The organism is Dyella japonica A8 (assembly GCF_000725385.1).
Taxonomy (GTDB): Bacteria; Pseudomonadota; Gammaproteobacteria; order Xanthomonadales; family Rhodanobacteraceae; genus Dyella; species Dyella japonica_C.
Genome location: NZ_CP008884.1, coordinates 1,449,099 through 1,474,497 on the forward strand (window position 1 = coordinate 1,449,099; position 25,399 = coordinate 1,474,497).

The window sequence follows — 25,399 nt, forward strand, 5'->3', positions numbered from 1 at the left end:
GACGGGCAAGAACGCGATTTCCTTGTCGCTTAGAGCGGTTCCAGCCAACCCCACTGGTCATTGGTCTTGCCGTTGAACAGGCCGAAGAACAGCTCCTGCAGGCGACGCGTCACGCGGCCGGCCTTGCCGTTGCCGATCTGCTTGCCGTCCACCGAGCGGATCGGGGTGATTTCCGCCGCCGTGCCGCACATCAGCAGTTCGTCGCACAGGTAGAGGTATTCGCGCGGAATATCGCGCTCGACCACCTCGATGCCATCCTCGTGGGCCAGCGTCTTCAGCGTGTCGCGCGTGATGCCGGTAAGGATGGAGGCACTGGCCGGGGTGGTGTGCAGCACGCCATCGAACACCAGGAACAGGTTCTCGCCCGCGCCTTCGCTGAGCAGGCCGGTGGAGGCCATGGCAATGCCTTCGCCGAAGCCCAGGCGACGCGCCTCGCGCGCGATCAGCTGACCGGAAAGATAGTTGCCGCCCGCCTTGGCACCGGCCGGAATGGTGTTGGGCGCAAAGCGCTGCCAGCTCGATACGCAGGCCTCGATGCCCGTTTCCAGCGCCTCAGGGCCGAGGTAGGGGCCCATGGCCCACGAGGCGACCGCCACGTCGATCGGCGTTTCGGCGGAGAGGCCGAAACCGCCCAGGCCACGATAGGCGACCGGGCGCAGGTAGGCGGCGGACAAGCCGTTCTTGCGAACCACCTCGCGGCAGGCGGCGGCCAGCTCGTCCTGCGAGTATGGCAGGACCATGTCGTAGATCTTGGCGGACTGGTACAGGCGCTTGAGGTGATCGGTCAGGCGAAAGATCGCCGCGCCATCCGGCGTTGCATAACTGCGGATGCCTTCGAATACCGAGGAGCCGTAATGCAGGGCGTGCGCCATCACGTGGACGGTGGCGTCCTGCCAGGGCTTGATGGTGCCGTTCTGCCAGATCCAGTCGGGGTACTGCTGCGCCATGGGGGGATCTCCGGGGGAAAAAATCACGCCATGATACCGCGCGCGCCCACCCCCGCGATTTTGCGCAGCACCAAAGCCCTTGGGTTCAGCCCGAGGCGCGCAGCCAGAGGCAGCCCGAGCGATGCACGATGGTGAAGCGGCTTTCGTGCGGCGTGCCAGAGCCATCGTTCGCGGCCGTATGCACGATCAGCCGGTCCGGATCCCCGCCGCCCTGCCTGAGCGGGGCGTCCTCGCCAGCACCCGAGGGCGGCACGCTGTCGTCACCCGGTGCATTGACGTCCAGCAAGGGCCGTTGCATCAGCGCTCCCAGCGAGCGGATGTCGGCCACGACCGCGTCGCGGCCGACACCATTCCAGATCATCAGCCCCGCCAGCCGGTTCGGGTCACGCGCGGCAAAGGCATCGACCATGCTCTGGCGCAATTGATCGACCGAGGTGGCGCAGGTGATCGCCGGCGGGGCGACGGGGGCCGCGTTCGACAAGCCCGGCGGCGCCGATGTGGGCGCCGGTGGTGGATTGACGGGCGTTGCCTGCAGCGCGGCGCAGGGCTGGTCGGTGAACAACGGGTTGCCATCCGCGCCGATGCAGCGATGAATGCCACCCTGCGCCATCACGCACAACGGAAGCAGGAACAACAACAGCACCAGACAGGCTCGCATCATCCAGCGAGCTTACGCCCGGCGCCGTGGGTTATCCGTGCAGCCGGTCCAGAATCGCGCGCGTGGGGCGAGCGCGGTTCAGGGTATAGAAGTGCAGGCCCGGTGCGCCGCCATCGAGCAGTCGCCGGCACAGCTGTGCCACGACATCGGCGCCCAGTTCGCGGATCGATGCCGCATCGTCGCCGTGCGCCTGCATGCGCTTGACGATCCAGCGGGGAATTTCCGCGCCGCACATGTCAGAGAACCGCTTGAGCTGGGAGAAGTTCGCGATCGGCATGATGCCGGGCACGATCGGCACGTTCACGCCCAGCCGCCGTGCGTCGTCGACAAAGCGGAAATATGCATCCGCGTTGAAGAAGTACTGCGTGATCGCGCCGTTCGCGCCCGCATCCACCTTGGCCTTGAAGTGCCGCAGGTCGGCGAGCGCGTCATCGGCCTGCGGATGGGTTTCCGGATACGCCGCCACTTCGATGTGGAAGTGGTCACCCGTGTGTTCGCGGATGAAGCGGACCAGCTCCGAGGCATAGCGGAAGTCGCCGGGGGAGGCCATGCCGGAGGGCAGGTCCCCGCGCAGCGCAACGATGCGGCGATAGCCGGCGGCGCGGTAGTCGTCCAGCAGTGCCGCCAGTTCGGCGCGCGTGCCGCCGACGCAGGAAAGATGCGGCGCGACCGGCAGCCCATGCCGGGTGTGCAGGCGATGCACCGTTTCGCCGGTATAGCTCAGCGTCGACCCGCCCGCGCCAAAGGTCACGGAGACATATTCAGGGGCATGCGGCTTGAGCAGCGTGGCGGTCTGGTCGAGCTGGGCGCGCTGCTCATCGGTCTTGGGCGGGAAGAACTCAAAGCTGATGGACGACATCGAGGCGATCCCTGTGGAAGTGGCTGTCGGGAGTATATATCTCTTTTTCGCGATAGAGAGATATTTATTCATCAGAGCCCCGAAACACGGGGTGCGCGGCCTGCGACAAACCGCGTCACCGCTACCGGGGCGTGTCGTTGATCCAGATCAATTGCTGGACCCTGGCCGCCCCCCAGACTTCTCGCCGTTCAGTTTTTGCCTAGGAGTGGGCCTCATGGTGGGCGTCGAGGGGAGTTACAACGACAAGGTCATACGGCAGTTCTCCGTGATGACCGTGGTCTGGGGCGTGGTCGGCATGCTGGTGGGCGTTTTCATCGCCGCCCAGCTGTACTGGCCGGCCCTCAATTTCGATGTGCCGTGGCTCAGCTACGGCCGCCTGCGTCCGCTGCATACCAATGCGGTGATCTTCGCCTTCGGTGGTTGCGCGCTGTTCGCCACCAGCCTCTACACCGTGCAGCGCACCTGCCACGTAAGGCTGATTTCCGACAAGCTCGCCTCGTTCGTGTTCTGGGGCTGGCAGCTGGTGATCGTGGCCGCCGCCATCTCGCTGCCGCTGGGCTACACGCAGGGCAAGGAATACGCCGAACTGGAATGGCCCATCGACGTGCTCATCACCATCGTATGGGTGGCGTACGCCGTGCTGTTCTTCGGCACCATCGTCAAGCGCAAGGTGAAACACATCTACGTCGCCAACTGGTTCTACGGCGCGTACATCATCACCATCGCGCTGCTGCACGTGGTCAACAACCTGGCCATTCCCGCCGGCTGGATGAAGTCGTATTCGGTGTACTCCGGCGCTGTCGACGCGATGGTGCAGTGGTGGTACGGCCATAACGCCGTGGGCTTTTTCCTGACCACCGCCTTCCTCGGCATGATGTATTACTTCGTGCCCAAGCAGGCCGGTCGCCCGATCTACTCTTACCGCCTGTCGATCGTGCACTTCTGGGCATTGATCGCCATCTACATGTGGGCGGGCCCGCACCACCTGCAGTACACGGCGTTGCCGGACTGGGCGCAATCGCTGGGCATGGTGTTCTCGCTGGTGCTGCTGGCGCCGTCGTGGGGCGGTGCAATCAACGGCATCCTCACCCTGTCGGGCGTTTGGTACAAGCTACGCACCGATCCCATCCTCAAGTTCCTCATCGTCTCGCTCTCGTTCTACATGATGAGCACGTTCGAGGGGCCGATGATGTCGATCAAGACGGTCAACTCGCTCAGCCACTACACCGACTGGACCATCGGCCATGTGCATGCTGGCGCGCTGGGCTGGGTGGCGATGATCTCCATCGGCTCGATCTACGCCATGCTGCCGCGCCTGCTGCACCTGCCCAAGATGTATTCGGTCAAGCTGATCGACCTGCATTTCTGGCTGCACACCATCGGCGTGGTCGTCTACATCGCCGCCATGTGGATTGCCGGCGTCACGCAGGGCCTGATGTGGCGTGCCACCGATGCGGAAACCGGCACGCTGGTCTACTCGTTCGTCGAAGCGCTCAACGCCACCAAGCCGTACTACCTGTTCCGCCTTGGCGGCGGCCTGATCGTGTTGTCCGGCATGTTCGTGATGGGCTGGAACGTGTTCAAGACCTTCCGCCTGACCGCCGCGAGCACCGCGCCAGAACCACTGCTCGCGCCCGATGCCGCGGACGCCCGTGCCTGAGGGAACAGACATGAGCCAGACACACGCCAAACTCGAAAAGAACATCGGCCTCATGGCCATCCTGGTCGCCGTGGCCGTCTCCTTCGGTGGCCTCGCCGAAATCGTGCCGTTGATGTTCCAGGCCGAAACCATCAAGCCTTTGCCCGGCATCAAGCCTTATCCCGCGCTGGAGCTCGCGGGCCGCGACGTGTACGTCCGCGAGGGTTGCTATAACTGCCATTCGCAGATGGTGCGCACGCTGCGTTTCGAAACGGAGCGCTACGGCCATTACTCGCTTGCCGGTGAATCGGTCTACGACCACCCGTTCCAGTGGGGAAGCAAGCGCACCGGTCCCGATCTCGCCCGTGTTGGCCTGCGCGGCTACTCCGACGACTGGCATCGCGCGCATCTGCACAACCCGCGCGACGTCGTGCCGGAATCCAACATGCCGGCGTACCCGTGGCTGGCCGGCAACAAGCTGGATGGCGCGGAAGTCGCCCAGCACATGCGCGCGCTCAAGCGCATTGGTGACCCTTACAGCGACGCAGACATCGAGGGAGCCGCCAAGGCGGTCGAAGGCAAGACCGAGCTCGACGCCGTCATCGCCTACCTGCAGGGGCTGGGTACCCACGTCTCGCAGGCCGATATGCAGACCGCCGAAGGAGTGGAGTGAGATGGTGCCAGGACTGATTACGGCGGCCCTGCTCGTGCTCTTCGTGGGCGGAAGCATCTGGCTGTGGCGGCCGAGCGTGAAGCCGGCCATGGATGCCGCGGCGCAGATGCCGCTGGACGATGACAAGGAGGAGATCGCATGACTTCCGGATGGACCTGGTATGTCATCGCCATCGCGGTGATCAACCTGATCGGTTGCGTGTGGCTGTTGCGCGGGAATACCCGCCGCCGCCCCTCCGATCCCAAGCCCGACGAAACCGGGCATGTGTGGGATGGCGACATCACCGAATACAACAAGCCACTGCCGCGGTGGTGGATCAACCTGTTCTACATCACCATCGTGTTCTCCGTCGCCTACCTGCTGTGGTACGGCGTGGGCACGTTCCGCGGCTTCGGCAACTGGAGTTCGCAGAAAGAATGGGCACTTGACGAGGCAGCGGAGCAGGCGCGCCTGGACGACACGCTGAAGCTGTACGCGGGCAAGCCGATCGATATGCTGGCCCAGGACCCTGCCGCCGTGGCAATCGGGCGCACCATCTTCATCAACCGATGCGCGGCTTGCCATGGCTCCACCGGTCACGGTGCCACGGGCTTCCCCGATCTCACGGACGACATCTGGCATTGGGGCGGCACGCCGCATCGCATCCTGGAAACCATCCAGGATGGCCGCCAGGCCGTCATGCCGGCCTGGCGGCCGACGCTCACCGCGGAGGGTGGCGCGAGCGCGGTCGACGACACCATCGCGTACGTCCTGTCCCTGTCCAGGCCCTCGCAGCCCAAGGATGAAGCAGTCGAACGTGGCGAGAAGCTGTTCGCGACCACGTGCGTGGCCTGTCATGGGCCGCAGGGCAAGGGCAACCAGGTAGTTGGTGCACCTGATCTCACCGACAACTACTGGCTCTACGGCAGCAGCAAGATGTCGTTGCAGAAGACATTGAACGAGGGTCGCCAGGGCGTCATGCCGGCATGGAAGCCGATCCTCGGCGACACGCGCACGCGTCTGGTCGGTGCCTATGTGTGGACCTTGTCGCCCCACAAGGATGCGCCGCCGGCCGGTGCCGTCGTCGCCGAATGATCCACAGGAACGCCACCGTCATGCCCCGCGACGAGTCCACGCCCATCCCGCAATGCCTGGGAGCCTTGCTCTGGCCAAGCTTCTTCGTGGCGGGTGTGGTGACGGTGGTGTTCTTCAGCTTCATTGATCCCATCGCGTTGCGGGACATCACCTTTCCCTCGCTGAAGCTGGGCAGGGAACTCGGTTACACACTCGGCTTTTTCCTGATCTGGCTGGCGACCGCGTCGTCGAGCCTGTTCACTTGGATCCTCCTGCGCCCCGGTCGTCAGATCAGGTCGTCCACGCGTTCCGGCAGGGGCCCATGAGTCGCCGCATTCCGCTCCAGGTCATCGACGACGCGAGTGACTCGTACTACGTCAGCGAGCGCAAGGTTTACCCGCGCGACGTGTCGGGCCGCTTCAACCGCCTGCGGGTCGCGGCGGTCGTCTGGCTGCTGGGCCTGTTCTATGTGCTGCCCTGGCTGACGTGGCAGGGGAGGCAGGCCGTCTTGCTCGATCTGCCCGCGCGCAAGTTCCACGTGTTCGGGCTGCTCTTCCTGCCACAGGATTTCCTGTTCCTGTCGGTGCTGCTGATCATTGCGGCGCTGGCCCTGTTTTTCTTCACCGCGCTGGCGGGCCGGCTGTTCTGCGGCTATGCGTGCCCTCAAACGGTGTGGACGGAAGTGTCGCTGTGGATCGAACGCTGGTTCGAAGGTGACCGCAACAAGCGCATGAAGCTGGATGCCGGGCCGTGGACGCGCGAGAAGATCCTGCGCAAGACGGCACGACACACCGTGTGGGTACTGTTTTCCTTGTGGACGGGGTTCACCTTCGTCGGCTATTTCAGCCCCATCGGTGACCTTGTGCGCCGCACGCCCTTCGACTGGGGCGGCTGGGAGGCCTTCTGGATCCTGTTCTATGCGTTTGCCACCTGGGGCAATGCGGGCTTCCTGCGTCAGCAGGTGTGCAAGTACATGTGTCCGTATGCGCGCTTCCAGAGCGCGATGTTCGATCGCAATACGCTGATCATTGCCTATGATCCCATGCGCGGCGAGCCTCGCGGGCCGCGCAAGCGGGGTCTTCAGAGCGTGCTGGAGCGGGCGCGCGGCCTGCTCGACACGGTCACCGCGTACGACTACGTGTTTCGCGCCAGTCGTCATCCATCGGCCGCCGATCATCGCGCGCAGGCCGGTGGAACCATCGCGCTGGCCGGCATGGGTGATGAGGCCGAGCCCTTGCCGAAGTTCACGCTGGAAGAACTGGGCGATTGCGTCGACTGCACGATCTGCGTGCAGGTTTGCCCTACCGGTATCGATATCCGCAACGGCCTGCAGTACGAATGCATTGCCTGCGGTGCCTGCATCGATGCCTGCAACGAGGTGATGGGCAAGGTCGGCTATCCCCAGGGCCTGATCCGCTACAGCACGCAGAACCAGATCGATGGCAAGCCGGCCAGGGTCCTGCGTCCGCGCGTCTTTGTGTACGGCGCGCTATTGCTTGCGCTGATGGGCGGCTGGCTCTATGGCGTGACCCATCGCAGCCTGCTGATGGCCGAGGTGCTGCGCGACCGCAATGCCATGTACAGCGAGGCGGCCCATGGCGGAATCCAGAATGCCTACACGCTCAAGCTGGTGAACAAGGCGCAGGAGACCCATCGTTTCCAGATCGATGTTATCTCAGCCGACGTGCCTGGCCTTGAACTTGGCGGTGGCGCAAAAACCGTGAGCGCGGACAGCGGTGAGGTCTTGTCGGTGCCGGTCACCGTCATGACGGCATCGGAAGTCAGCGGCCGGCACGATGTGAGTTTCCGCATTCGCGATCTCGACGGCGGCGCATCGGTCACCGTCAAAAGCAGTTTCTTTGGACCTGTCCCATGAATCAGACACGCAGTACCTGGCGCGAACCCATGGTGTGGATGCTGGTCGGCCTGCCGCTGGCGTCGGTCGTCATTGGCTTTGCCCTGCTGTTCGCCGCCGTGCATCCCGGCAACGAAGACATGGAAACCGTTGGCAGGGTCAACAAGGTGGGCAAGCTGCTGGTAGCGGCGGAGGACCGCGCACCGGCCGCGGAGATCGCCACCAAGGGGCTCGTGCTGCGGTTGAAGGGCGACATGATCGAAGCCATTCCCATGGATGGCGAATTTCCGCGTGGCGGCAAGCTGCAGCTGACGCTGGTACCCAGCGAAGCGGGTGGGCCAGGGCGCGTCTTCCTGTTGTCACCGAGCGAGCTAGGTTGGCGTGGCGTCGGTTCGCTGGACGGCGGCCATGACTGGGTGGTTGAACTGCGCCCGGATAACGCCACCTGGGCGCTGAGCGGGCATTGGACATCACAGGCACGCTTCATTCGTCTGATGCCCTGATCGTGGACGCTGTCGTTGACATCGGCGCACCGGGCCGCGTCCTGGTTTGCTACCACTGCGGTGAAGCCTTGCCGCAGTCGCCGGTACGGGTCGACGTGGCGAGTGAGTCGCAAGCCTTCTGTTGTCATGGCTGTGCCGCGGCGACGGAGTGGATCAGGCAATCGGCACTGGGTGACTACTATCGCTTGCGCAGCGTTCCGGCAACGCGCGTGGCCGACGTGCCGGACCTCTCGGGCTGGGATCGCGGGGATCTGCTCGGCGATCATGCCGTGCCTGTGCCTGGCGGCCTCGAGATCATTGTGCTGACCGATGGCATGCGGTGTGCCGCCTGCGCCTGGCTGATCGATCGCGCCCTGCATGCGGAGCCCGGCGTACTGGAAGCGGGTGCCAATGCCGTGACCGGGCGCATCCGCATCAGCTGGGATCCGGCACGGACGACGTTGTCGGCCTTGCTCGCGCGACTGGCCATGCTCGGCTACCGGCCGTACCTGGCCACCGGCGCTGAGCGTGAGCGTGAACGCGTCGCCGAACATCGCCGGTGGCTGGTGCGGCTTGGCGTGGCCGGCCTGGGCGCCATGCAGACCATGATGTTCTCCGAGGCCCTGTACCTGGACTTCGGCCATCACATGGCCGGCGCTACGCGCGACTTCTTCCGCTGGGTGGCCTTGCTGGTCGCCACGCCCGTGGTGTTCTACGCGGGCTGGCCTTTCCTGCTGGGATGCTGGCGCGAGCTGCGGCAGCGGCATCCCGGCATGGATACGTTGATCGCGATATCGACGCTGTTGGCCTATCTGGCGAGCGTGGTGGAGACGCTGCGCGGTGGCGCGCAGGTCTGGTACGACGCCGCGACGATGTTCGTCTTCCTGCTGCTTGCCGCCCGGCTGCTCGAACAGCGTGCCCGTCGTGTCGCCAGCGCGCAGGTGGACGCGCTGGCGCGGGCGAGGCCCATGCTCGCGGCCAGGGAGCTCGCCGATGGCAGCCGCGCCATGGTGCCCGTGGCATCGTTGTCGACGGACGATGTCGTCTGCGTGGCCGTGGGCGAGGTGGTTCCGGTCGATGGCTGCCTGCTCGATGCGCATGCTTCCTTCGAGGAAGCCCTGCTGACCGGCGAATCACGGCCGGTGAGCCGAATGCGGGGCGCAACGATCTACGCAGGCACCACTTGCCGCGACACGCCGGCGCGCATTCGGGCGACGCAGGTGGGCAGTGCGACGCGCTTGTCCCACCTGGCAAGGCTGGTCGACCAGGCGCAGTCCCAGCGACCGCCGCTGGCGCGCGTGGCCGATCGCATCGGGCGGGTGTTCGTCACCGTGCTCATCGTGCTGGCGATTGCCGTCTATGCGCTGTGGCGCATGCATGATCCGGCACGCGCGTTCGAAGTCACGTTGTCCCTGCTGGTGGTGAGTTGCCCATGCGCCTTGTCGCTGGCGGTTCCGGCGGCGCTGGCGGCCAGCCATGGTGCGCTGGCGCGCATGGGCGTGCTGTCGGTCCGCTCGGGCAGCATGGAAAACCTTGCCCGCGTCACCGACGTGGTATTCGACAAGACCGGCACGTTGACCAGCGTGCAGCTGGCCGTGAGCGACATGGGCACCATCGACGGCTTCGATCCGGCGTTGGCCTTGGAGATGGCCGCGGCACTGGAGCGCGACAGCCGTCACCCCATCGCCGAGGCCTTCGCCGGCGTGCCCACGTCGCTGCAGGTAGAGAACATGCGCGAGGTGACGGGGCATGGCGTTACCGGCTGCATCGCAGGCCGGGTCTGGAAGTTGGGCCGCGCATCGTTCGCCGCTGGCGGTGAAGACGATGGACAGCTCTGGTTGGGCGACGGCCAGCGTGCCGTGGCCTGGTTTGGCGTGCAGGAAGTGCTTCGACCACATGCTGCGGAGGCCTTGGCCACCTTGCGTGACCTTGGCCTGCACATTCATCTCGCCAGTGGCGATGGCGTCCGTGCGGTGGAGCGCCTGACGCGCAGGCTGTCGCTCGCCGAGGCGCATGCACGGCAATCGTCCGAGGACAAGCTGGCGCTGGTGCGTGCACTGCAGGCGAAAGGGCGCGTGGTCGCGATGGTGGGCGACGGGCTCAACGATGCGCCGGTGCTGGCCGGTGCGGATATCGCCATCGCCATGGGCGAAGGCGCGCCGCTAGCCCAGCAGGCCGCGGACATGGTGCTGACATCGCCGTCGCTGCAGCGCATTCCGGCGGCCATTCGCCTGGTGCGTCGTACGCAACGCGTGATCCGGCAGAACTTTGCCTGGGCCGTAGGCTACAACTTGCTCGCGCTTCCACTGGCCATGACGGGCCATGTGACGCCGGCGCTCGCCGCACTCGGCATGGCGCTGTCGTCGCTTACCGTGACGGCGAACGCGCTGCGATTGATGCGACACACAGGCGTGGAGGCGGCGTCATGATCATCCTTCTCATGCTTATTCCCTTGAGCCTGATGTTGCTCGCGTTCGCCATCGGCGCGTTCGTGTGGGCCGTTCGCAAGGGACAGTTCGACGACATGGATACGCCAGCGTTGGACATTCTTCATGACGACGAGCGAGCCGGCGATTCACCCGCCTTGAAGACGCGCGAGGCGATCCACGGTGTCGGTCGTCATGCCGATTGATCTGCTTGCGTTGTCGGCGGCATGGTTGAGTGGCCTGCTAGGCGGCGTGCACTGCGCTGCGATGTGCGGCGGGATCGCCACGGGGTTTTCGATGTGGTCGCCCCGGCATGGTCTGGCTGCCTCGGTGCAGCTGAACGCGGGGCGCGTGCTGGGCTATGCGCTGGCGGGTGCGCTGGTTGGCGGCATGGGCGACGGCGTGTTGCGGTTGTTCGAATGGCAGGTGCTCGTTATCGCCACGCGCGTGGCGATGGGGTTGGTGCTGGTGCTCGTCGCGTTGCGCCTGTTGGACCAGAAAGGGCGGCTTCGCTTTCTGGGGCGGTCGAGCGTGCATCTGTGGCGTTGGCTACAACCTCTGCAGCGTCGCGTGCTGCCGGCCAACACCGTGGCACGACGCATCGCCGCGGGCATGTTGTGGGGCTGGATGCCCTGTGGCCTCAGCGCCACGATGCTGGCAGCGGCCTGGCTGCAGGCGAGCGCGGCAAAAGGGGCGCTCATCCTGGCGGTCTTCGGCATGGGCACCTGGGTGGTGATGGTCCCGCTCACGTGGTCGGGTGCGCGCGTAGGGCGCTGGATGCAGCGCACCGGGGCAAGACAGGGTGCGGCGGCGTTTGTGCTGGTCGCTGGTGTAATCACGATGGCGGCGCCGTGGTTGATGCAGGTGCCGTCGTTGCATGGGCTGATGGGATGGTTGGGGTGTGGGCCGGTGGCTCGGTGAGGCGGGTCGCACACGAGTGCGCTCCTCCATGGGGCGGGCCTCTCTGTAAGAGCGCACTCGTGCGCGACCGACCCGACCATAAAACCCGACCATAAAAAAGGCCGCCTTGCGGCGGCCTTTTCGATTCACCCGAAGGTGCGATCAGTAGCGGTAGTGATCCGGCTTGTACGGGCCATCCACCGGCACGCCGATGTAGGCAGCCTGTTCGGGGGTGAGCTTGGTCAGCTTCACGCCGATCTGCTCCAGGTGCAGGCGGGCCACTTCCTCGTCCAGCTTCTTCGGCAAGCGGTAGACGGTCTTGTCGTAGAAGTCCTTGTTCGCCCACAGGTCGAGCTGGGCCAGCGTCTGGTTGGAGAAGCTGTTGGACATCACGAAGCTCGGGTGGCCATGGGCGCAGCCCAGGTTCACCAGGCGGCCTTCGGCCAGCATGTAGATGCTGTGGCCGCTCTTGGCGAAGGTGTAGCGGTCCACCTGCGGCTTGATGGTCTCGCGCGACACATCCTTGGCAGCGTTCAGGCGATCCATCTGGATCTCGTTGTCGAAGTGGCCGATGTTGCACACCAGCGCGTTGTTCTTCATCGCCGCCATGTGCTCCAGCGTGATGATGTCCTTGTTGCCGGTGGTGGTGACGTAGATGTCGCCGATGCCCAAGGTGTCTTCGATGGTGGTGACCTGGAAGCCTTCCATCGCGGCCTGCAGCGCGTTGATCGGGTCGATCTCGGTCACGATCACGCGGGCGCCGAAGCCCTTGAGCGAGTGGGCGCAACCCTTGCCCACGTCACCGTAGCCGCACACCACGGCCACCTTGCCGGCGACCATCAGGTCGGTCGCACGCTTGATGCCGTCGGCCAGCGACTCGCGGCAGCCGTACAGGTTGTCGAACTTCGACTTGGTCACCGAGTCGTTGACGTTGATGGCCGGCACCAGCAGCTTGCCGGCTTCGGCGAGCTGGTACAGGCGATGCACGCCGGTGGTGGTCTCTTCCGAGACGCCCTTCCATTCGGCGGCGATCTTCTTGAACCAGCCCGGACGCTCGGCTTCGGTGCGCTTGACCAGATCCTTGATGACCTGCTCTTCGTGGTTGCCGCTCGGGGTGTTGACCCAGTCGCTGCCGTCTTCCAGCTCCACGCCCTTGTGAATGAACAGGGTGGCGTCGCCACCATCGTCCACGATCAGCTGCGGGCCGAGCTCACCCGGGTGGGTCAGCATGTCGAGCGTGCACTGCCAGTATTCCTCCAGCGTCTCGCCCTTCCAGGCGAACACCGGCAGGCCACCGGCCGCCAGCGCAGCGGCGACGTCGTCCTGGGTGGAGAAAATGTTGCACGAGGCCCAGCGCACCGAAGCGCCCAGCTCGCGCAGGGTCTCGGCCAGCACGGCCGTTTCCTTGGTGCAATGCAGGGAGCCGGAAAGGCGCACGCCCTTCAGCGGCTTTTCCTTGGAGTAGCGGGCGCGGATCTGCATCAGGCCCGGCATTTCCTCTTCCGCCATGCGGATGCGGCGGCGGCCCAGGTCGGCGAGGGAGATGTCGCGGACCTTGAAATCCTGCGAGGCGGAATCCTTGGTGACTGCGTTCATGTGGCTTAGCTCCGGTTGTTGCGACCGAGAAAGTCGCATCGTTGGCCGGGCGCCGTTACAAATGAAATCCGTCGAGCCTGGCCGGGTTCGTGGTGCACGAAGCCGCGGTCGCAGCGCCCCTCGACGGGATTTTGAAGTATAGCGTTCTCGGATGATGGTTTCGTGGCCTGTCGGAGCCTGTTCAACATCTCCATTCTTGCCATCCGTCGTCATTCCGGCCTTCGCCGGAATGACGGTGAGGAAAACGAACGTTGACGCGAGATTTTGAACAGGCTCCCGGCCCTGGGGTAGTTCAGTTCGACCCATGACTGATGGCGGGGTCAGGCCGGGCTTGGAAGGGTTAATGTCGCAAAGTATTACGACACAGGGGTCCCCTCACATGGATATGTCGCTCCGATGCTTCGCACTGGTCGGCCTGCTGCTGACCGTTTCTCCGCAAGTCCTGGCCGATCAGGCGCCCAAGGCACCTGTCAGCGCGCCTGCCTCCGGCTATCTCACGCCGCCTGCGCCGCTGCAGGCCCTGGTGGATGCCCCGCGTCCGCCACAGCTCTCGATCAGCCCACATCGCGACCTGCTCGCGCTGACCCAGACGCCGGCACTGCCGGGCATCGATGTGGTCGCGCAGCCGGAGCTGAAGCTCGCCGGCCTGCGCATCAATCCGCGCACCTATGCGCAGAGCCGCTTCGTGTTCGGCACGGACCTGTGGCTGATGGATGTGGCCACTGGCAAGGAGATTCGCCTGCAGGGCCTGCCGCAGCCGCTGTCCATCGCCACCTCGTCATGGTCGCCCGACCAACGCTACCTCGCCTTCAACCAGGTCGATGCGCGCGCCGGCACCAACGAGTTGTGGATCGTGGACGTGGCGGCACGTTCCGCGCATCGCCTGATCGCGTTGCCGCTGAACACCGTGGCCGGTCGTGGCTATCGCTGGATGCCCGACGGCAAGCAGCTGCTCGTGCAGTTGCAGCCGCAGGGGCAGGGCGCGGCGCCGATCGCCAGCATCATCCCGACCGGTCCGGACACGCAGCAGACGCAGGCAGGTGGCGGCGTGAAGGCCATCCGTACCTATCAGGACATGCTGCACGACGAGAACGACGCGAAGCTCTTCGAGCACTACCTCCGCTCGCAGTCGGCGCTGGTGGACCTCGATGGCAAGGTCACCACGCTCGGCGAGCCGGCGCTGACGCTGTCGATGGCGCCGTCGCCCGATGGCCGCTACCTGCTGCGCCAGCGCGTGGAGCGCCCGTTCTCCTATCTGGTGCCGGTGGACAGCTTCCCGCAGCGCATCGAGGTGCTGGACCGCGACGGCAAGCTGGTGAAGGAGATTGCGCATCTACCGCTGGTGGAGGGTCTGCCCACGGGCAACGACGCCGTACCCACCGGTGTGCGCGACATCGACTGGCGCACCGATGCACCGGCCACGCTGGTGTGGGCCGAGGCGCAGGATGGCGGTGATCCCGCGCGGCAGGCGGACATCCGTGACATCGTGCAGATGCAGGCAGCACCGTTCGACCGCGCTCCGGTGACGCTGGCCAAGCTGGGCAGCCGCTACGCCGGCGCTTACTGGGCCAATGGCAGCCTCGCGCTGGTGAATGAATTCTGGTGGAAGACGCGCCACGTGAAGGAATGGCGCGTGGCGCCCGACCAGCCCGTGCAGGCACCGGTGCTCGTGCGCGAAGGCTCCTCCGAAGACCGCTACCGCGACCCCGGCAAGCCAGCGACGATGCTGGACGAGCATGGCGAGTCGCGGCTCGTCGTCACCGCGGACGGACAGAGCATCTATCGCCTCGGCCAGGGCGCATCGCCCGAAGGCGACCGGCCGTTCATCGACCGGGTCAACCTTGCCTCCGGCCAGAGCACACGGCTGTTCCAGTCGCAGGCGCCGTACTTCGAAGACCCGCAGGTGCTGCTGGACGTGGAAGGCACGCGCGCACTGATCTCGCGCGAATCGCCCACCGAGCCCACCAACTTCTACGTGCGTGACCTCGCCGGCAACGGCAAGCTGCGCGAGCTCACTCATTTCCCCAATCCGCTGCCGCAACTGAAGGACGTGAAGAAGGAGCAGATCCGCTACAAGCGCAAGGATGGCGTGGAACTTACCGCCACGCTGTATCTGCCGCCCCACTACGATCCGAAGAAGGATGGCCCGCGCCCGATGCTGATGTGGGCGTACCCGGCCGAGTTCAAATCCGCCGATGCAGCGGGCCAGGTCAGGGATTCCCCGTACCGCTTCAACCGCATCAGTTACTGGGGCCCGCAGGCCTTCCTCACCATGGGCTACACCGTGCTGGACAACTTCGCCGTGCCGATCGTGGGCGAGGGCAGCAAGGAACCCAACGACACCTATATCCCGCAGCTGGTCGCCAGCGCGGAGGCGGCGGTGGATGAGGTCGTGCGCCGTGGCGTGGCCGATCGCAACCGCATCGCGGTGGGTGGCCACTCCTACGGTGCGTTCATGACCGCCAACCTGCTCGCGCACACGCGCCTGTTCAAGGCCGGCATCGCGCGCAGCGGCGCCTACAACCGCACGCTGACGCCCTTCGGTTTCCAGTCGGAAGAGCGCAACTACTGGCAGGCGATGGACGTGTACAACGCCATGTCGCCATTCAATTACGCGGGTGACATCAAGGACGCGTTGCTGATGATCCATGGTGAGCAGGACAACAACTCCGGCACCTTCCCGATCCAGAGCGAGCGTATGTACGCCGCCATCAAGGGCCTGGGTGGCACCGCGCGGCTGGTGCTGCTGCCGAACGAAGCGCATGCCTATCGCGCGCGTGAATCGATCATGCAGATGCTGGCGGAGATGAATAGCTGGCTGGAGACGTATATGAAGCAGGCGAAGCCTGGGACAGTGGAGAAGCAAAGCGCTTCGCCTTGATGAAGGCCGCTGAGCGGCGCTGCGCAGCCCTGCGCAGCGCCCATGCTCGTCATTCCGGCGCAGGCCGGAATCCAGGGCCCCGGTCTTTGGTCGGGTTCGCGAAAACCAGATCCTGTGGCTCTGGATTCCGGCCTTCGCCGGAATGACGGCTATAGGGGGGGGCGTGCGGCAAGTGCCTGGAGGTGCCTACGGTCGTTGATGGCAACGGCCAGCGTCATCCATCTTTCTTGCGCGCCTTCTCGACCTTGCGCCAGCCCCACACTCGTCATTCCGGCGCAGGCCGGAATCCAGGGCCTCGGTCTTTGGTCGGGTTCGCGAAAACCAGATCCTGTCGCTCTGGATTCCGGCCTGCGCCGGAATGACGGTTATAGGGGGGCGTGCGGCAAGTGCCTGGAGGTGCCTACGGTCGTTGATGGCAACGGACAGCGTCATCCATCTTTCTTGCGCGCCTTCTCGACCTTGCGCCACGCCCACGCTCGTCATTCCGGCGCAGGCCGGAATCCAGGGCCTCGGTCTTTGGTCGGGTTTGCGAAAACCAGATCCTCTGGCTCTAGTTTCCGGCCCTCGCCGGAATGACGGGGTAGGTGAGGCGGTCGCACGTGGCGGGAGGTTGGGCCTCGTTGGCTAAGGCAACGGACCTCGGTCGATTCTTTTTGCCGCGCTGCACAAATCCGCTCCGCTTGGGGTAGTCTTGGACGTCCAGACATCCGCACCGTGGCATCGATGAACCAGCACCGCAGTCCTGAGTTCGCTCCGCATGACGCGCCCTTGCGCGAAGACGTCCGCCGCCTCGGCACCCTGGTCGGGCATATGCTGGCCGAGCAGATTTCCCCTGCTTTCCTCGACGAAGTCGAGCGTATCCGCACTGCCGCCATCGAACGCCGCGTGGAAAACGCGCCGCTGGACGTACTTGGCGGCCTCCTCACCGGTCTGGATACGGACAAGGCCGAGTCGCTGGCGCGCGCCTTCGCCACCTATTTCCAGGCGGTGAATATCGCCGAACGCATCCATCGCATCCGTCGTCGCCGCGACTACCAGCGCGAGGGCGGCGCGCCGCAGCCCGAATCCCTGCTGGACGTGCTTACGCGTCTGAAGGCGCAGGGCGTGGAAGCGGGCGAGTTGATCGAATGGCTGGAACGGTTACAGGTGGAACCAGTTTTCACGGCGCATCCGACCGAAGCCGTGCGCCGCTCGCTGCTGGAAAAAGAACAGTCCATCGTGCGGGCGCTGGTCGACAACTTCGACCCCACGCGCACGCCGCAAGAGCGCAAGGAAGACGACGACCGCATCTTCATGGCGCTCAGCGCGGGCTGGCAGACGGCCGAGGCGTCCGCCGTGAGCCCCACCGTGCAGGACGAGCACCACCACGTCGGCTTCTATCTCGCCAATCCGATCTATCGCATTGTCCCGGCGCTCTACGAATCGCTGGCTGACGCACTGCAGACGGTCTACGGCGTGGCCGTACCCATCCCGCGCCTGCTGAGCTTTGCCACATGGGTTGGCGGCGACATGGATGGCAACCCCAACGTCGGCGCCGCCACCATTGCGGCCAGCTTGTCCACGCAGCGCGCCCACGTGCTGGAGCATTACATCGAGGACATCGCCGGCCTTGCCCGCCTGCTCAGCCAGACCGAGGACCGTGTTCCCATCGGCAGCGCGCTGGCCAACCGCCTGTTCGACTATCGCGTGCGCTTTCCCGAAGCGGCGGCCAAGGTGCGTCCGCGCCATGCCGACATGCCGTACCGCAGCCTGCTCACCATCATCGGCGCGCGGCTGGAGGCAACGCACGATGACGATCATCCGGAAGGCTATACCTCGGTCGACGAGTTGCTCGAGGACCTGCATCTGGTCGCGGTCAGCCTGATCGACCACCGGGGCCTGCACGCCGGTGCCTATGCCGTGCGCCGCCTGATCTGGCGCGTGCGCACGTTCGGCTTCCACCTGGCGCGGCTGGACGTGCGGCAGGATTCGCGTGTGCATGACGACGCGCTGTCACAGCTGCTGGGGGACGCCGAATGGGTGTCGCGCAGCCCGGCGGAGCGTGCCGCACGGTTGCGTGCCTATGCTGGCGGGCAGGACGCGTTGCAGGACAGCGGTGATGCCACCGCCGCCTCGCTGCATGACGTGTTCGCCACGATGGGCGAGGCGCGCGGACGCTACGGTACGTCCTCGCTGGGCCTCTACATCATCAGCATGGCGCGATCGGCGGCGGACGTGCTCGCGGTGCTCGCGCTGGCGCGTTACGGCGGGCTTGTCGAAAACGGCCGCGTTCCGCTCGATGTGGCGCCGCTATTCGAGACCGTGGATGACCTGGCCAACGCCCCCGCGACGCTGCGCGCCTTGCTGGACGATCCGGTCTATCGGGACCACCTCGCGTCGCGCGGCAACCGTCAGTGGGTGATGCTCGGCTATTCGGACAGCGGCAAGGACGGCGGCACGCTGGCCTCGCGCTGGGGCCTTCAGCGTGCGCAGGTGGAATTGCTGGAAGTGGCGGCGGAGGCCGGTGTCCGGCTGTCGTTCTTCCATGGCCGCGGCGGTTCGGCCAGTCGCGGCGGCGCGCGCATCACGCCAGCGCTCTTGTCTTCGCCGCGCGGTTCGGTGGCCGGCGTATTGCGCGTCACCGAGCAAGGTGAAGTGATCCATCGCAAGTACGGCATCCGAGCGCTTGCCTTGCGCAATCTCGAGCAGACGGTGGGCGCGGTGCTGCGCGCCTCATTGCGGCCCCGCATGCACGAGCCGCGCGAGGACCTGTGGCGCGATCGCATGAGCCGCTTGTCCGCGCGCAGCCGCGAGCATTACCGGGCCTTCGTCGACCGCGAGGGCTTTGTCGACTACTTCCGTTCCGCCACGCCCATCGACGTGATCGAGCGCATGACCCTGGGTTCCCGTCCGTCGCGCCGGCGCAGTATGCGGGGTGTGCAGGATCTGCGCGCGATCCCCTGGGTATTCGCGTGGACGCAGTGCCGCTCGATCCTGCCCGGTTGGTACGGGCTGGGTACCGCGCTCGAATTCGGCGTGAGTGAATACGGCGAGGCCGCCATGTCGGAAATGGCGTATGACTGGCCATTTTTCGCCAATATGCTCGACGACGTGTCGATGGTGCTGGCCAAGTGCGACCTGGGTATCGCCGAAGCATTCTCGACACTGGCGGGCCCGCTGCACGAACCGTTCTTCGGGCTCATTCGCGATGAGTTCGAGCGCACGCGCCACTGGCTGATGCGCCTGAAGCAGAACGACAGCCTGCTGCAGAACGAGCCACGGCTGGCGACGTCGATTGACTTGCGCAACCCCTATGTCGACCCGATGAGCCTGCTGCAGGTGGATCTGCTCCGGCGCTGGCGCGAGGGCGGGGAAGGCGACGAGGCCTTGCTCACGGCGCTGGTGGCCTGCGTGAATGGTGTGTCGCAGGGGCTGCAGAACACGGGTTGAGCATCGCAGGATTGAATGATCCCCTGCGGGTCCCCATGGATGGAACATCCAGCCAGGGAGCCGCAGGGATGATCGAGCTATATCAGTTGCGATGGTCGCACTACGTGGAAAAGGTGCGCTGGGCGCTGGACTACAAGGGGCTGCCATGGAAGGCCATTGATGTTGTGGCCTACAAGAAGGAAGAGATGCGCCGCTTCTCCTGCGCGCAGACGGTGCCCCTGATCCATGATACGGACACCGGCACGGCGATCAGCGATTCCTCGCCCATCATCCGCTATCTGGATGAGACCTATCCTGAGCGGCCGCTGCTTTCCGAGGATCCCGCTGAACGCGAAGAGGCGTGGCAATGGATGCTTCGGCTGGATTCCACGCTCGGCCTGTTCGCGCGACGGCTCGGTTATACGCAACTCATCATGGAGTGCCCGCAGGTACTGGCACGCCTGTTCATGCCGGAGGTATGCCGCGGGTTGTTCACGCGGCGCGGCTGGCGCAACCTCGCCGCTCCCGTGCTCGGCATGATGCTGATCCGGCGGTTTCGCTTCGATCGCAATCGCCAGGATCGCCTCTACGAACAGCTGGAGTCATTGCTGCTGTCGCTGGACGAACGGCTGAAGCGCATGCCTTTCTTGTTGGGGCATCGATTCACCGCCGCGGATATCACGCTGGCCTCGTTGCTGCGGCCGCTGCGCATCGTGCCGCATTTCAGTCACCACCCGCGCTTGCAGGGGCTGTTTGCCTGGCAAGACCGCTTATTTCGATCGCACGGCCGAGACCGGCCTTTGCTTTATGAAGAACTGATCGCCGCGCAGCGCCAGCGGAGCGGGCGCATGTTGGGGCGGGTGAGCTGGCTGACGTCGATTTCTCCGGAGCCAGCGGTTCGCGATGAACCGCTGCGTGCCGCCGTGAATGATCAACATCCGGTCAATTCGTTGAGCCTGATGAAGGCATGGCCGGGCTATCTGCGCTTGCGCTGGTTTAGCGGCGTACGGGCCATGCCGTATGTCATGGCGCCGCATCTCCAGGCCGTGTCGACGTGAACTCGATCCGGGACGCCACCCGGCGTCCCCTTCCTCAGCCGTCCAGCTCGCTCCAGCGCTCGTAGGCGCGCTCGAGTTCAGCCTGAACCTGCGCGAGCGCTTCATTGGCCTTGACGATGGCGCCGCTGTCCTGCTGGTAGAACGAGGGATCGTTCATCGCCTCGGTACGCGTGGCAATGTCCGCTTCCAGTGCCTCGATACGTGCTGGCAGTTGTTCAAGTTCGCGCGCGTCCTTGTAGCTGAGTTTGCGCTTGGCCTCCGTCGTGGCGGGTGTCGCCGCAGCGGTGGCGGCAACCTTCGCTTCCGCGGGCTTGGCGGTGGCTGCGGTGAGCGTGGGGCGCTGTCGTAGCCAGTCGGTGTAGCCGCCGACGTATTCGCCGATCTTGCCGTCGCCCTCGAGCACCAGCGTGCTCGACACCACGTTGTCGAGGAATTCGCGGTCGTGCGATACCAGCAGCAGTGTGCCCTGGTATTCGGTGAGCAATTCCTCGAGAAGTTCGAGTGTTTCCACGTCGAGGTCGTTGGTCGGTTCGTCCATCACCAGCAGGTTGGACGGCTGCGCGAACAGCTTGGCCAGCAGCAGGCGGTTGCGCTCGCCGCCGGACAGCCGCGTGATGGGCGCGCGTGCGCGTTCCGGCGAGAACAGGAAATCCTGCAGGTAGCCGATGATGTGTTTGCGCGTACCGTTGAGCTCGATGTACTCGCGGCCCTCGGCCACGTTGTCCAGCGCATTGAGTTGGTCGTTGAGCTGCACGCGGTGCTGGTCAAAGTACGCGATCTGGATGCCGGTACCGAGCGCGGCATGGCCGCGTTCCGGCTTGAGTTCGCCGAGCATGATCTTCAGCAGCGTGCTCTTGCCCGCGCCGTTGGGACCGATGATGCCGACGCGGTCGCCACGCATGATCGCGGTGCTGAGGTTGCCAATCAGTACGCGGCCGCTGTAACCCTGGTGCACGTGTTCCAGGTCGATCACTTTCTTGCCGGACGCCTGTGCGTTGGCGAGCGTCATCTTCACGTTGCCGGACAGCTCGCGTCGCTGCGAGCGCTCCACGCGCAACGCTTTCAATGCACGCACGCGTCCTTCGTTGCGTGTGCGGCGGGCCTTGATGCCCTGGCGGATCCACACTTCTTCCTGCGCGAGCTTTTTGTCGAACAGCGCATTGGCCTGCGCTTCGGCATGCAGGCGCTCTTCGCGGCGGCGCAGGTAGTTGTCGTAGTCGCCCGGCCAGTCGGTGAGCTGGCCGCGATCGATCTCGACGATGCGCGTGGCGAGCGCGCGGAGAAAGCTGCGGTCATGGGTGATGAACACGATGCTGCCTTCGAACTGGCGCAGGAAGTTTTCCAGCCAGCCGATGGCTTCGATGTCCAGATGGTTGGTGGGCTCGTCGAGCAGCAGCACGTCGGGCTTGCGCACCAGCGCTTGCGCGAGCAGCACGCGACGCTTCATGCCGCCGGACAGCGCGGCGAAATCGGTATCGCCAGGAAGCTCGAGGCGAGTCAGCACGTCGGTGACGCGGCGATCGAGATCCCAGCCGTGTTGCGCTTCGATCTGCGCCTGCACGTCGCCGAGCGCATCCATGTCGCCTTCGGCGAGCAGGTGGTGATAGCGCGCGAGCAACTGGCCGAGATCGCCCAGGCCTTGCGCCACGACATCGAACACACTGCCGGCGGTGTCCTGCGGTACTTCCTGTGCCATGCGTGCGACGACGACGCCGTTCTGCACGCGCACTTCGCCATCGTCGGCTTTCAGTTCGCCGGCGATGAGCTTCATCAGGGTGGATTTGCCTTCGCCGTTGCGACCGACGATGCACACGCGCTCGTTCACCTCGATGGAAAGGTCGACGTGTTCGAGCAGGAGGGGGCCGCCGATGCTGAAGTCGACGCGCTGGAGTTGGATAAGAGACATCCGGCCATTTTAGGCGATGTGTCGCCCCTGCCCATGCCGGGGCGTGCTCAATGACCGTGGCCGGCTGCCGATAGGGTCACATGCCGGGGTGTGAACGGGTCGGCAGCGTGTGGAGGGAGCATGGCAAGGTCGTTGCTTTTTCAGACAAAAAAGTGGCGACCTTCAGAAAAAAGTCCTTTTCCCCTACAGCGTTTGAAGGCACACTCGCTTGACGCGTAGACAAAGCCTTCACGGTGAAATTTATGTTAGGACGGCGCTGGGTGCGCCGTTTGCTTTTATCGTCCATGGAAACATGGACTTATGTGATGTAATTCAAGTATTGTCTGGGCCTGTGGCGGTGGCGTTGCAGTTCAGGGTTTGTAACGCCGGATAAAGCGGCAGTGGAAGCGAGGAATCGGGGTGGCTATCAAGTCCAACACGCCGGCCAGGGGGGGTACCTGGCGTCAAGGTCTGCTTGCACTGCTCGTGAGCGTTGCAGGCGGTTTTGCGAGTCTCGCGCATGCCGGTGACGCTGCCATCGTCATCAACGAAGGCGACGGCCAGGTGATCACGGCCGTGAACGCCGACGAGCCGAATCATCCCGCCTCGCTGGCCAAGATGATGACGCTGTACCTCGCCTTCCAGGCGGTGCAGAACGGCACGCTCAAGATGGACCAGGAACTGCCCGTGTCCTCCTGGGCCGCGGCCAAGGCGCCGACCAAGCTCGATCTGCGCAACGGCCAGACCATCACCGTCGAAGACTGTGTGCTCGGCATGATCACCAAGTCGGCCAACGACGCTGCCACCGTGGTGGCCGAAGGCCTCGGCGGCAACGAGAGCCATTTCGTCGAGATGATGAATGCCCAGGCCCAGCTGCTGGGCATGAGCAATACCCGCTTCGCCAACGCCTCCGGCCTGCCTGATCCGGAAGACACCACCACGGCCCGCGACATGAGCAAGCTGGCCATGGCGCTGTACCACGATTTCCCGCAGTACTCGCACTACTTCGCCACCAAGGACTTCATGTTCCGAGGCCGGCTGGTGCGTGGCCACAACAATCTGATGGACAAGTACCCGGGCATGGACGGCCTGAAGACCGGCTTCACCAATGCCGCGGGCTTCAACCTGGCCTCCACCGCCGTGAAGGATGGGCGCCGCCTGTTCTCCGTGGTGATGGGTGGCCGCACCGCCGCCTCGCGTGACCGGCTGATGGCACGCCTGCTGGACGACGGCTTCGAGAACCAGGAAACGCCGGCCGAACTGGTCGCCCAGGCGGGCGAGGCGCCGGCATCGGCCGCCAAGGGCCGCCGCACCAAGGGCGGCGTGGCGGCGAAGGCCACCGCTGTGGCGGATGCGTCGGCGGGCTCGCGTCGCCATCATCGCCGTGCATCGAAGACGGAAGCGGTCGCCACGGCCGCGGCGTCGTGCTCGAAGAAGAAGAAGGGCGCCACCTGCCCCGGCACGGCGCGCAGCAGCAAGGCCGGCTCGGGAACGAAGGTGGCTTCGACCGCGCGGGTTTCGCCGGACAAGTAAGCGCGGACCACGCGCCGGGTTGATGGAAAACGGGCCGCGCAAGCGGCCCTTTTTTGTTGGCGCGATCGGATCCGGAGTCCGCGTCCCTTTCCTGTGGGAGCGCACCCTGTGCGCGACAGCCGAGCGGAGCGTGCACACCGTGGCTCCGCGGTCGCGCACAGGGTGCGCTCCCACCAGGGCAAGGCCGAGTGTCATGGCAAGTTGGCCGGGCGCAAAAAAACGGGCCGCTTGCGCGGCCCGTTTTTTCATCGAAGCAAGCGTGGCTTACTTCAGCTTGGCATCGGCGCGCAGCGCCTCGGCCTTGTCCGTCTTCTCCCACGAGAACGTGGAGTAGACCTTGCCATCCGGGCCCTTCACTTCCTGCGGGGTGCGGCCGAAGTGGCCGTAGCTCGCGGTCTGCTGGTACATCGGGTGGATCAGGTCGAGCATCTGGATGATGCCGTACGGACGCAGGTCGAAGTGCTTGCGGATCAGCTTCTCGATCTTGTCGTCGGCGATCTTGCCGGTGCCGAAGGTGGTGACCGAGATGGAGGTCGGCTCGGCCACGCCGATGGCGTAGCTCACCTGCACTTCGCAACGGTCGGCGATGCCGGCGGCCACGATGTTCTTGGCCACGTAGCGGGCGGCGTAGGCGGCCGAACGGTCCACCTTCGACGGATCCTTGCCCGAGAACGCGCCACCACCGTGACGGGCCCAGCCGCCGTAGGTGTCGACGATGATCTTGCGGCCGGTCAGGCCGCAGTCGCCCACCGGGCCGCCGATCACGAACTTGCCGGTCGGGTTGATGTGGAACTTGGTGCCCTTGTGCAGCAGCTTCGCCGGCAGCACCGGCTTGAGGATGTGCTCGCGCACGGCCTCGACCAGGTCCTTCTGCTTGACGTTCGGGTCATGCTGGGTCGACAGCACCACGGCGTCGATGGCGGTGGCCACGCCGTTCTCGTAGCGCAGGGTGACCTGGCTCTTGGCGTCCGGGCGCAGCCACGGCAGCGGCGAGTTCTTCTTCTTGCGGACCTTGGCCTGCTGCTCGACGAGGCGATGCGAGTAGTAGATCGCCGCCGGCATGTAGTCCTTGGTTTCGTTGGTGGCGTAGCCGAACATCAGGCCCTGGTCGCCAGCGCCCTGTTCTTCCGGCTTCTTGCGGTCCACGCCCTGGTTGATGTCCGGCGACTGCTTGCCGATCAGGTTCAGCACGCCGCAGGTCTCGCCGTCGAAGCCGACGTCGGAGGAGTCATAACCGATGTCGGTGATGACCTTGCGGGTCAGGCCTTCGAGGTCGACCCAGGCGCTGGTGGTGATTTCGCCGGCCACGATGGCCACGCCCGTCTTCACCATCGTTTCGCAGGCCACGCGCGCACGCGGATCCTGCGCGATGATCGCATCGAGGACGGCATCGGAGATCTGGTCGGCGACTTTGTCCGGATGGCCTTCGGAGACCGACTCGGAGGTGAAGAGGAAGTTGCTCATTGCGGGTTATATCCTTCCTTACGGATAAAGAGATAAAGGGGGTGGCGCATGATACACGGCCCACCCCGGGTTTGCAGCCTCA

General features: G+C 65.1%; 20 protein-coding genes and 1 riboswitch. Of the genes, 14 read left to right on the forward strand and 6 right to left on the reverse strand.

Annotated elements, in window-relative coordinates:
* Positions 1 to 29: 29 nt before the first annotated feature.
* The 3 genes from HY57_RS05995 to metF form a co-directional block, all read right to left on the reverse strand.
* The gene (locus tag HY57_RS05995) at positions 30 to 947 is read right to left on the reverse strand and encodes a branched-chain amino acid transaminase (protein WP_019466284.1); all 918 of its coding nucleotides are present in this window, start codon (positions 945 to 947) and stop codon (positions 30 to 32) included.
* A gap of 85 nt (positions 948 to 1,032) precedes the next feature.
* Entirely contained in the window at positions 1,033 to 1,608 is a 576-nt protein-coding gene (locus HY57_RS06000; protein WP_019466285.1) for a DUF4124 domain-containing protein, read from the reverse strand.
* A 28-nt stretch (positions 1,609 to 1,636) separates the two neighbouring features.
* A complete protein-coding gene (metF, locus tag HY57_RS06005) occupies positions 1,637 to 2,464 on the reverse strand; it encodes a methylenetetrahydrofolate reductase [NAD(P)H] (RefSeq protein ID WP_019466286.1) in 828 nt (275 codons plus the stop codon).
* A 214-nt stretch (positions 2,465 to 2,678) separates the two neighbouring features.
* Between metF and ccoN the strand changes: the two genes are divergently transcribed.
* From ccoN to HY57_RS06050, 10 genes are read left to right on the forward strand one after another with little or no spacing between them, the layout of a single operon-like run.
* Positions 2,679 to 4,124 carry a cytochrome-c oxidase, cbb3-type subunit I gene (gene ccoN / locus HY57_RS06010; protein WP_019466287.1) on the forward strand — a complete coding sequence of 482 codons (1,446 nt, stop codon included), beginning with the start codon at positions 2,679 to 2,681 and terminating at the stop codon, positions 4,122 to 4,124.
* Between the two features lie 10 nt (positions 4,125 to 4,134).
* Positions 4,135 to 4,776 (forward strand): cytochrome-c oxidase, cbb3-type subunit II, encoded by a 642-nt coding sequence (gene ccoO / locus HY57_RS06015; RefSeq protein ID WP_019466288.1) that lies wholly within the window; start codon positions 4,135 to 4,137, stop codon positions 4,774 to 4,776.
* A 1-nt stretch (position 4,777) separates the two neighbouring features.
* Positions 4,778 to 4,918 (forward strand): cbb3-type cytochrome c oxidase subunit 3, encoded by a 141-nt coding sequence (locus tag HY57_RS21140; RefSeq protein ID WP_019466289.1) that lies wholly within the window; start codon positions 4,778 to 4,780, stop codon positions 4,916 to 4,918.
* Entirely contained in the window at positions 4,915 to 5,850 is a 936-nt protein-coding gene (gene ccoP, locus HY57_RS06020; protein ID WP_019466290.1) for a cytochrome-c oxidase, cbb3-type subunit III, read from the forward strand. The genes HY57_RS21140 and ccoP overlap by 4 nt, the downstream gene beginning before the upstream one ends.
* 20 nt (positions 5,851 to 5,870) lie before the next feature.
* Positions 5,871 to 6,155, forward strand: coding sequence for a hypothetical protein (locus HY57_RS06025; protein WP_050997954.1), 285 nt, complete (start codon positions 5,871 to 5,873; stop codon positions 6,153 to 6,155).
* Positions 6,152 to 7,705 carry a 4Fe-4S dicluster domain-containing protein gene (locus tag HY57_RS06030; protein ID WP_019466292.1) on the forward strand — a complete coding sequence of 518 codons (1,554 nt, stop codon included), beginning with the start codon at positions 6,152 to 6,154 and terminating at the stop codon, positions 7,703 to 7,705. The genes HY57_RS06025 and HY57_RS06030 overlap by 4 nt, the downstream gene beginning before the upstream one ends.
* Positions 7,702 to 8,187: a hypothetical protein gene (locus HY57_RS06035; protein ID WP_144240779.1), complete on the forward strand. Its 486-nt coding sequence runs from the start codon at positions 7,702 to 7,704 to the stop codon at positions 8,185 to 8,187. Before HY57_RS06030 ends, HY57_RS06035 begins: the two co-directional genes overlap by 4 nt.
* 2 nt (positions 8,188 to 8,189) lie before the next feature.
* The gene (locus tag HY57_RS06040) at positions 8,190 to 10,595 is read left to right on the forward strand and encodes a heavy metal translocating P-type ATPase (protein ID WP_026034103.1); all 2,406 of its coding nucleotides are present in this window, start codon (positions 8,190 to 8,192) and stop codon (positions 10,593 to 10,595) included.
* On the forward strand, positions 10,592 to 10,798 hold the full coding sequence (gene ccoS, locus HY57_RS06045) for a cbb3-type cytochrome oxidase assembly protein CcoS (RefSeq protein WP_019466295.1): 207 nt from the start codon (positions 10,592 to 10,594) through the stop codon (positions 10,796 to 10,798). The genes HY57_RS06040 and ccoS overlap by 4 nt, the downstream gene beginning before the upstream one ends.
* Positions 10,788 to 11,513, forward strand: coding sequence for a sulfite exporter TauE/SafE family protein (locus tag HY57_RS06050; RefSeq protein WP_019466296.1), 726 nt, complete (start codon positions 10,788 to 10,790; stop codon positions 11,511 to 11,513). The genes ccoS and HY57_RS06050 overlap by 11 nt, the downstream gene beginning before the upstream one ends.
* A gap of 141 nt (positions 11,514 to 11,654) precedes the next feature.
* On the opposite strand, the gene ahcY is transcribed toward HY57_RS06050, so the two are convergent.
* Positions 11,655 to 13,088: an adenosylhomocysteinase gene (gene ahcY, locus HY57_RS06055; RefSeq protein ID WP_019466297.1), complete on the reverse strand. Its 1,434-nt coding sequence runs from the start codon at positions 13,086 to 13,088 to the stop codon at positions 11,655 to 11,657.
* A gap of 40 nt (positions 13,089 to 13,128) precedes the next feature.
* Positions 13,129 to 13,216: riboswitch (S-adenosyl-L-homocysteine riboswitch) on the reverse strand.
* A 251-nt stretch (positions 13,217 to 13,467) separates the two neighbouring features.
* Here ahcY and HY57_RS06060 point away from each other — a divergent pair.
* From HY57_RS06060 to HY57_RS06070, 3 genes are all read left to right on the forward strand, one after another.
* The gene (locus HY57_RS06060) at positions 13,468 to 15,969 is read left to right on the forward strand and encodes a S9 family peptidase (protein ID WP_019466298.1); all 2,502 of its coding nucleotides are present in this window, start codon (positions 13,468 to 13,470) and stop codon (positions 15,967 to 15,969) included.
* A gap of 723 nt (positions 15,970 to 16,692) precedes the next feature.
* Positions 16,693 to 19,398, forward strand: a complete 2,706-nt coding sequence (gene ppc / locus HY57_RS06065) for a phosphoenolpyruvate carboxylase (protein WP_019465373.1) — start codon at positions 16,693 to 16,695, stop codon at positions 19,396 to 19,398.
* Positions 19,399 to 19,466: 68 nt separating this feature from the next.
* Complete coding sequence (locus HY57_RS06070) at positions 19,467 to 20,435, forward strand: glutathione S-transferase family protein (protein ID WP_019465372.1); 969 nt, start codon at positions 19,467 to 19,469, stop codon at positions 20,433 to 20,435.
* Between the two features lie 34 nt (positions 20,436 to 20,469).
* Here the strand turns inward: HY57_RS06070 and HY57_RS06075 are convergent, their stop codons facing one another.
* Entirely contained in the window at positions 20,470 to 22,341 is a 1,872-nt protein-coding gene (locus HY57_RS06075; RefSeq protein ID WP_019465371.1) for an ATP-binding cassette domain-containing protein, read from the reverse strand.
* Positions 22,342 to 22,740: 399 nt separating this feature from the next.
* Between HY57_RS06075 and HY57_RS06080 the strand changes: the two genes are divergently transcribed.
* On the forward strand, positions 22,741 to 23,853 hold the full coding sequence (locus HY57_RS06080; protein ID WP_019465370.1) for a D-alanyl-D-alanine carboxypeptidase family protein: 1,113 nt from the start codon (positions 22,741 to 22,743) through the stop codon (positions 23,851 to 23,853).
* Positions 23,854 to 24,117: 264 nt separating this feature from the next.
* Here HY57_RS06080 and metK read toward each other — a convergent pair whose 3' ends face one another.
* A complete protein-coding gene (metK, locus tag HY57_RS06085) occupies positions 24,118 to 25,317 on the reverse strand; it encodes a methionine adenosyltransferase (protein WP_019465369.1) in 1,200 nt (399 codons plus the stop codon).
* Positions 25,318 to 25,399: the final 82 nt, after the last annotated feature.

What these genes read in the sequence shown, in the direction of transcription:
- HY57_RS06060 (WP_019466298.1), top strand. Translation starts at nt 13,468, where the DNA reads ATGGATATGTCGCTCCGATGCTTCGCACTGGTCGGCCTGCTGCTGACC.
- ccoO (WP_019466288.1), top strand. Translation starts at nt 4,135, where the DNA reads ATGAGCCAGACACACGCCAAACTCGAAAAGAACATCGGCCTCATGGCC.
- HY57_RS06070 (WP_019465372.1), top strand. Translation starts at nt 19,467, where the DNA reads ATGATCGAGCTATATCAGTTGCGATGGTCGCACTACGTGGAAAAGGTG.
- ahcY (WP_019466297.1), bottom strand. Translation starts at nt 13,088, where the DNA reads ATGAACGCAGTCACCAAGGATTCCGCCTCGCAGGATTTCAAGGTCCGC.
- HY57_RS06050 (WP_019466296.1), top strand. Translation starts at nt 10,788, where the DNA reads ATGCCGATTGATCTGCTTGCGTTGTCGGCGGCATGGTTGAGTGGCCTG.
- metK (WP_019465369.1), bottom strand. Translation starts at nt 25,317, where the DNA reads ATGAGCAACTTCCTCTTCACCTCCGAGTCGGTCTCCGAAGGCCATCCG.
- HY57_RS05995 (WP_019466284.1), bottom strand. Translation starts at nt 947, where the DNA reads ATGGCGCAGCAGTACCCCGACTGGATCTGGCAGAACGGCACCATCAAG.
- HY57_RS06075 (WP_019465371.1), bottom strand. Translation starts at nt 22,341, where the DNA reads ATGTCTCTTATCCAACTCCAGCGCGTCGACTTCAGCATCGGCGGCCCC.
- ppc (WP_019465373.1), top strand. Translation starts at nt 16,693, where the DNA reads ATGAACCAGCACCGCAGTCCTGAGTTCGCTCCGCATGACGCGCCCTTG.
- ccoS (WP_019466295.1), top strand. Translation starts at nt 10,592, where the DNA reads ATGATCATCCTTCTCATGCTTATTCCCTTGAGCCTGATGTTGCTCGCG.
- HY57_RS06035 (WP_144240779.1), top strand. Translation starts at nt 7,702, where the DNA reads ATGAATCAGACACGCAGTACCTGGCGCGAACCCATGGTGTGGATGCTG.
- metF (WP_019466286.1), bottom strand. Translation starts at nt 2,464, where the DNA reads ATGTCGTCCATCAGCTTTGAGTTCTTCCCGCCCAAGACCGATGAGCAG.
- HY57_RS06025 (WP_050997954.1), top strand. Translation starts at nt 5,871, where the DNA reads ATGCCCCGCGACGAGTCCACGCCCATCCCGCAATGCCTGGGAGCCTTG.
- HY57_RS06000 (WP_019466285.1), bottom strand. Translation starts at nt 1,608, where the DNA reads ATGATGCGAGCCTGTCTGGTGCTGTTGTTGTTCCTGCTTCCGTTGTGC.
- HY57_RS21140 (WP_019466289.1), top strand. Translation starts at nt 4,778, where the DNA reads ATGGTGCCAGGACTGATTACGGCGGCCCTGCTCGTGCTCTTCGTGGGC.
- ccoN (WP_019466287.1), top strand. Translation starts at nt 2,679, where the DNA reads ATGGTGGGCGTCGAGGGGAGTTACAACGACAAGGTCATACGGCAGTTC.
- ccoP (WP_019466290.1), top strand. Translation starts at nt 4,915, where the DNA reads ATGACTTCCGGATGGACCTGGTATGTCATCGCCATCGCGGTGATCAAC.
- HY57_RS06030 (WP_019466292.1), top strand. Translation starts at nt 6,152, where the DNA reads ATGAGTCGCCGCATTCCGCTCCAGGTCATCGACGACGCGAGTGACTCG.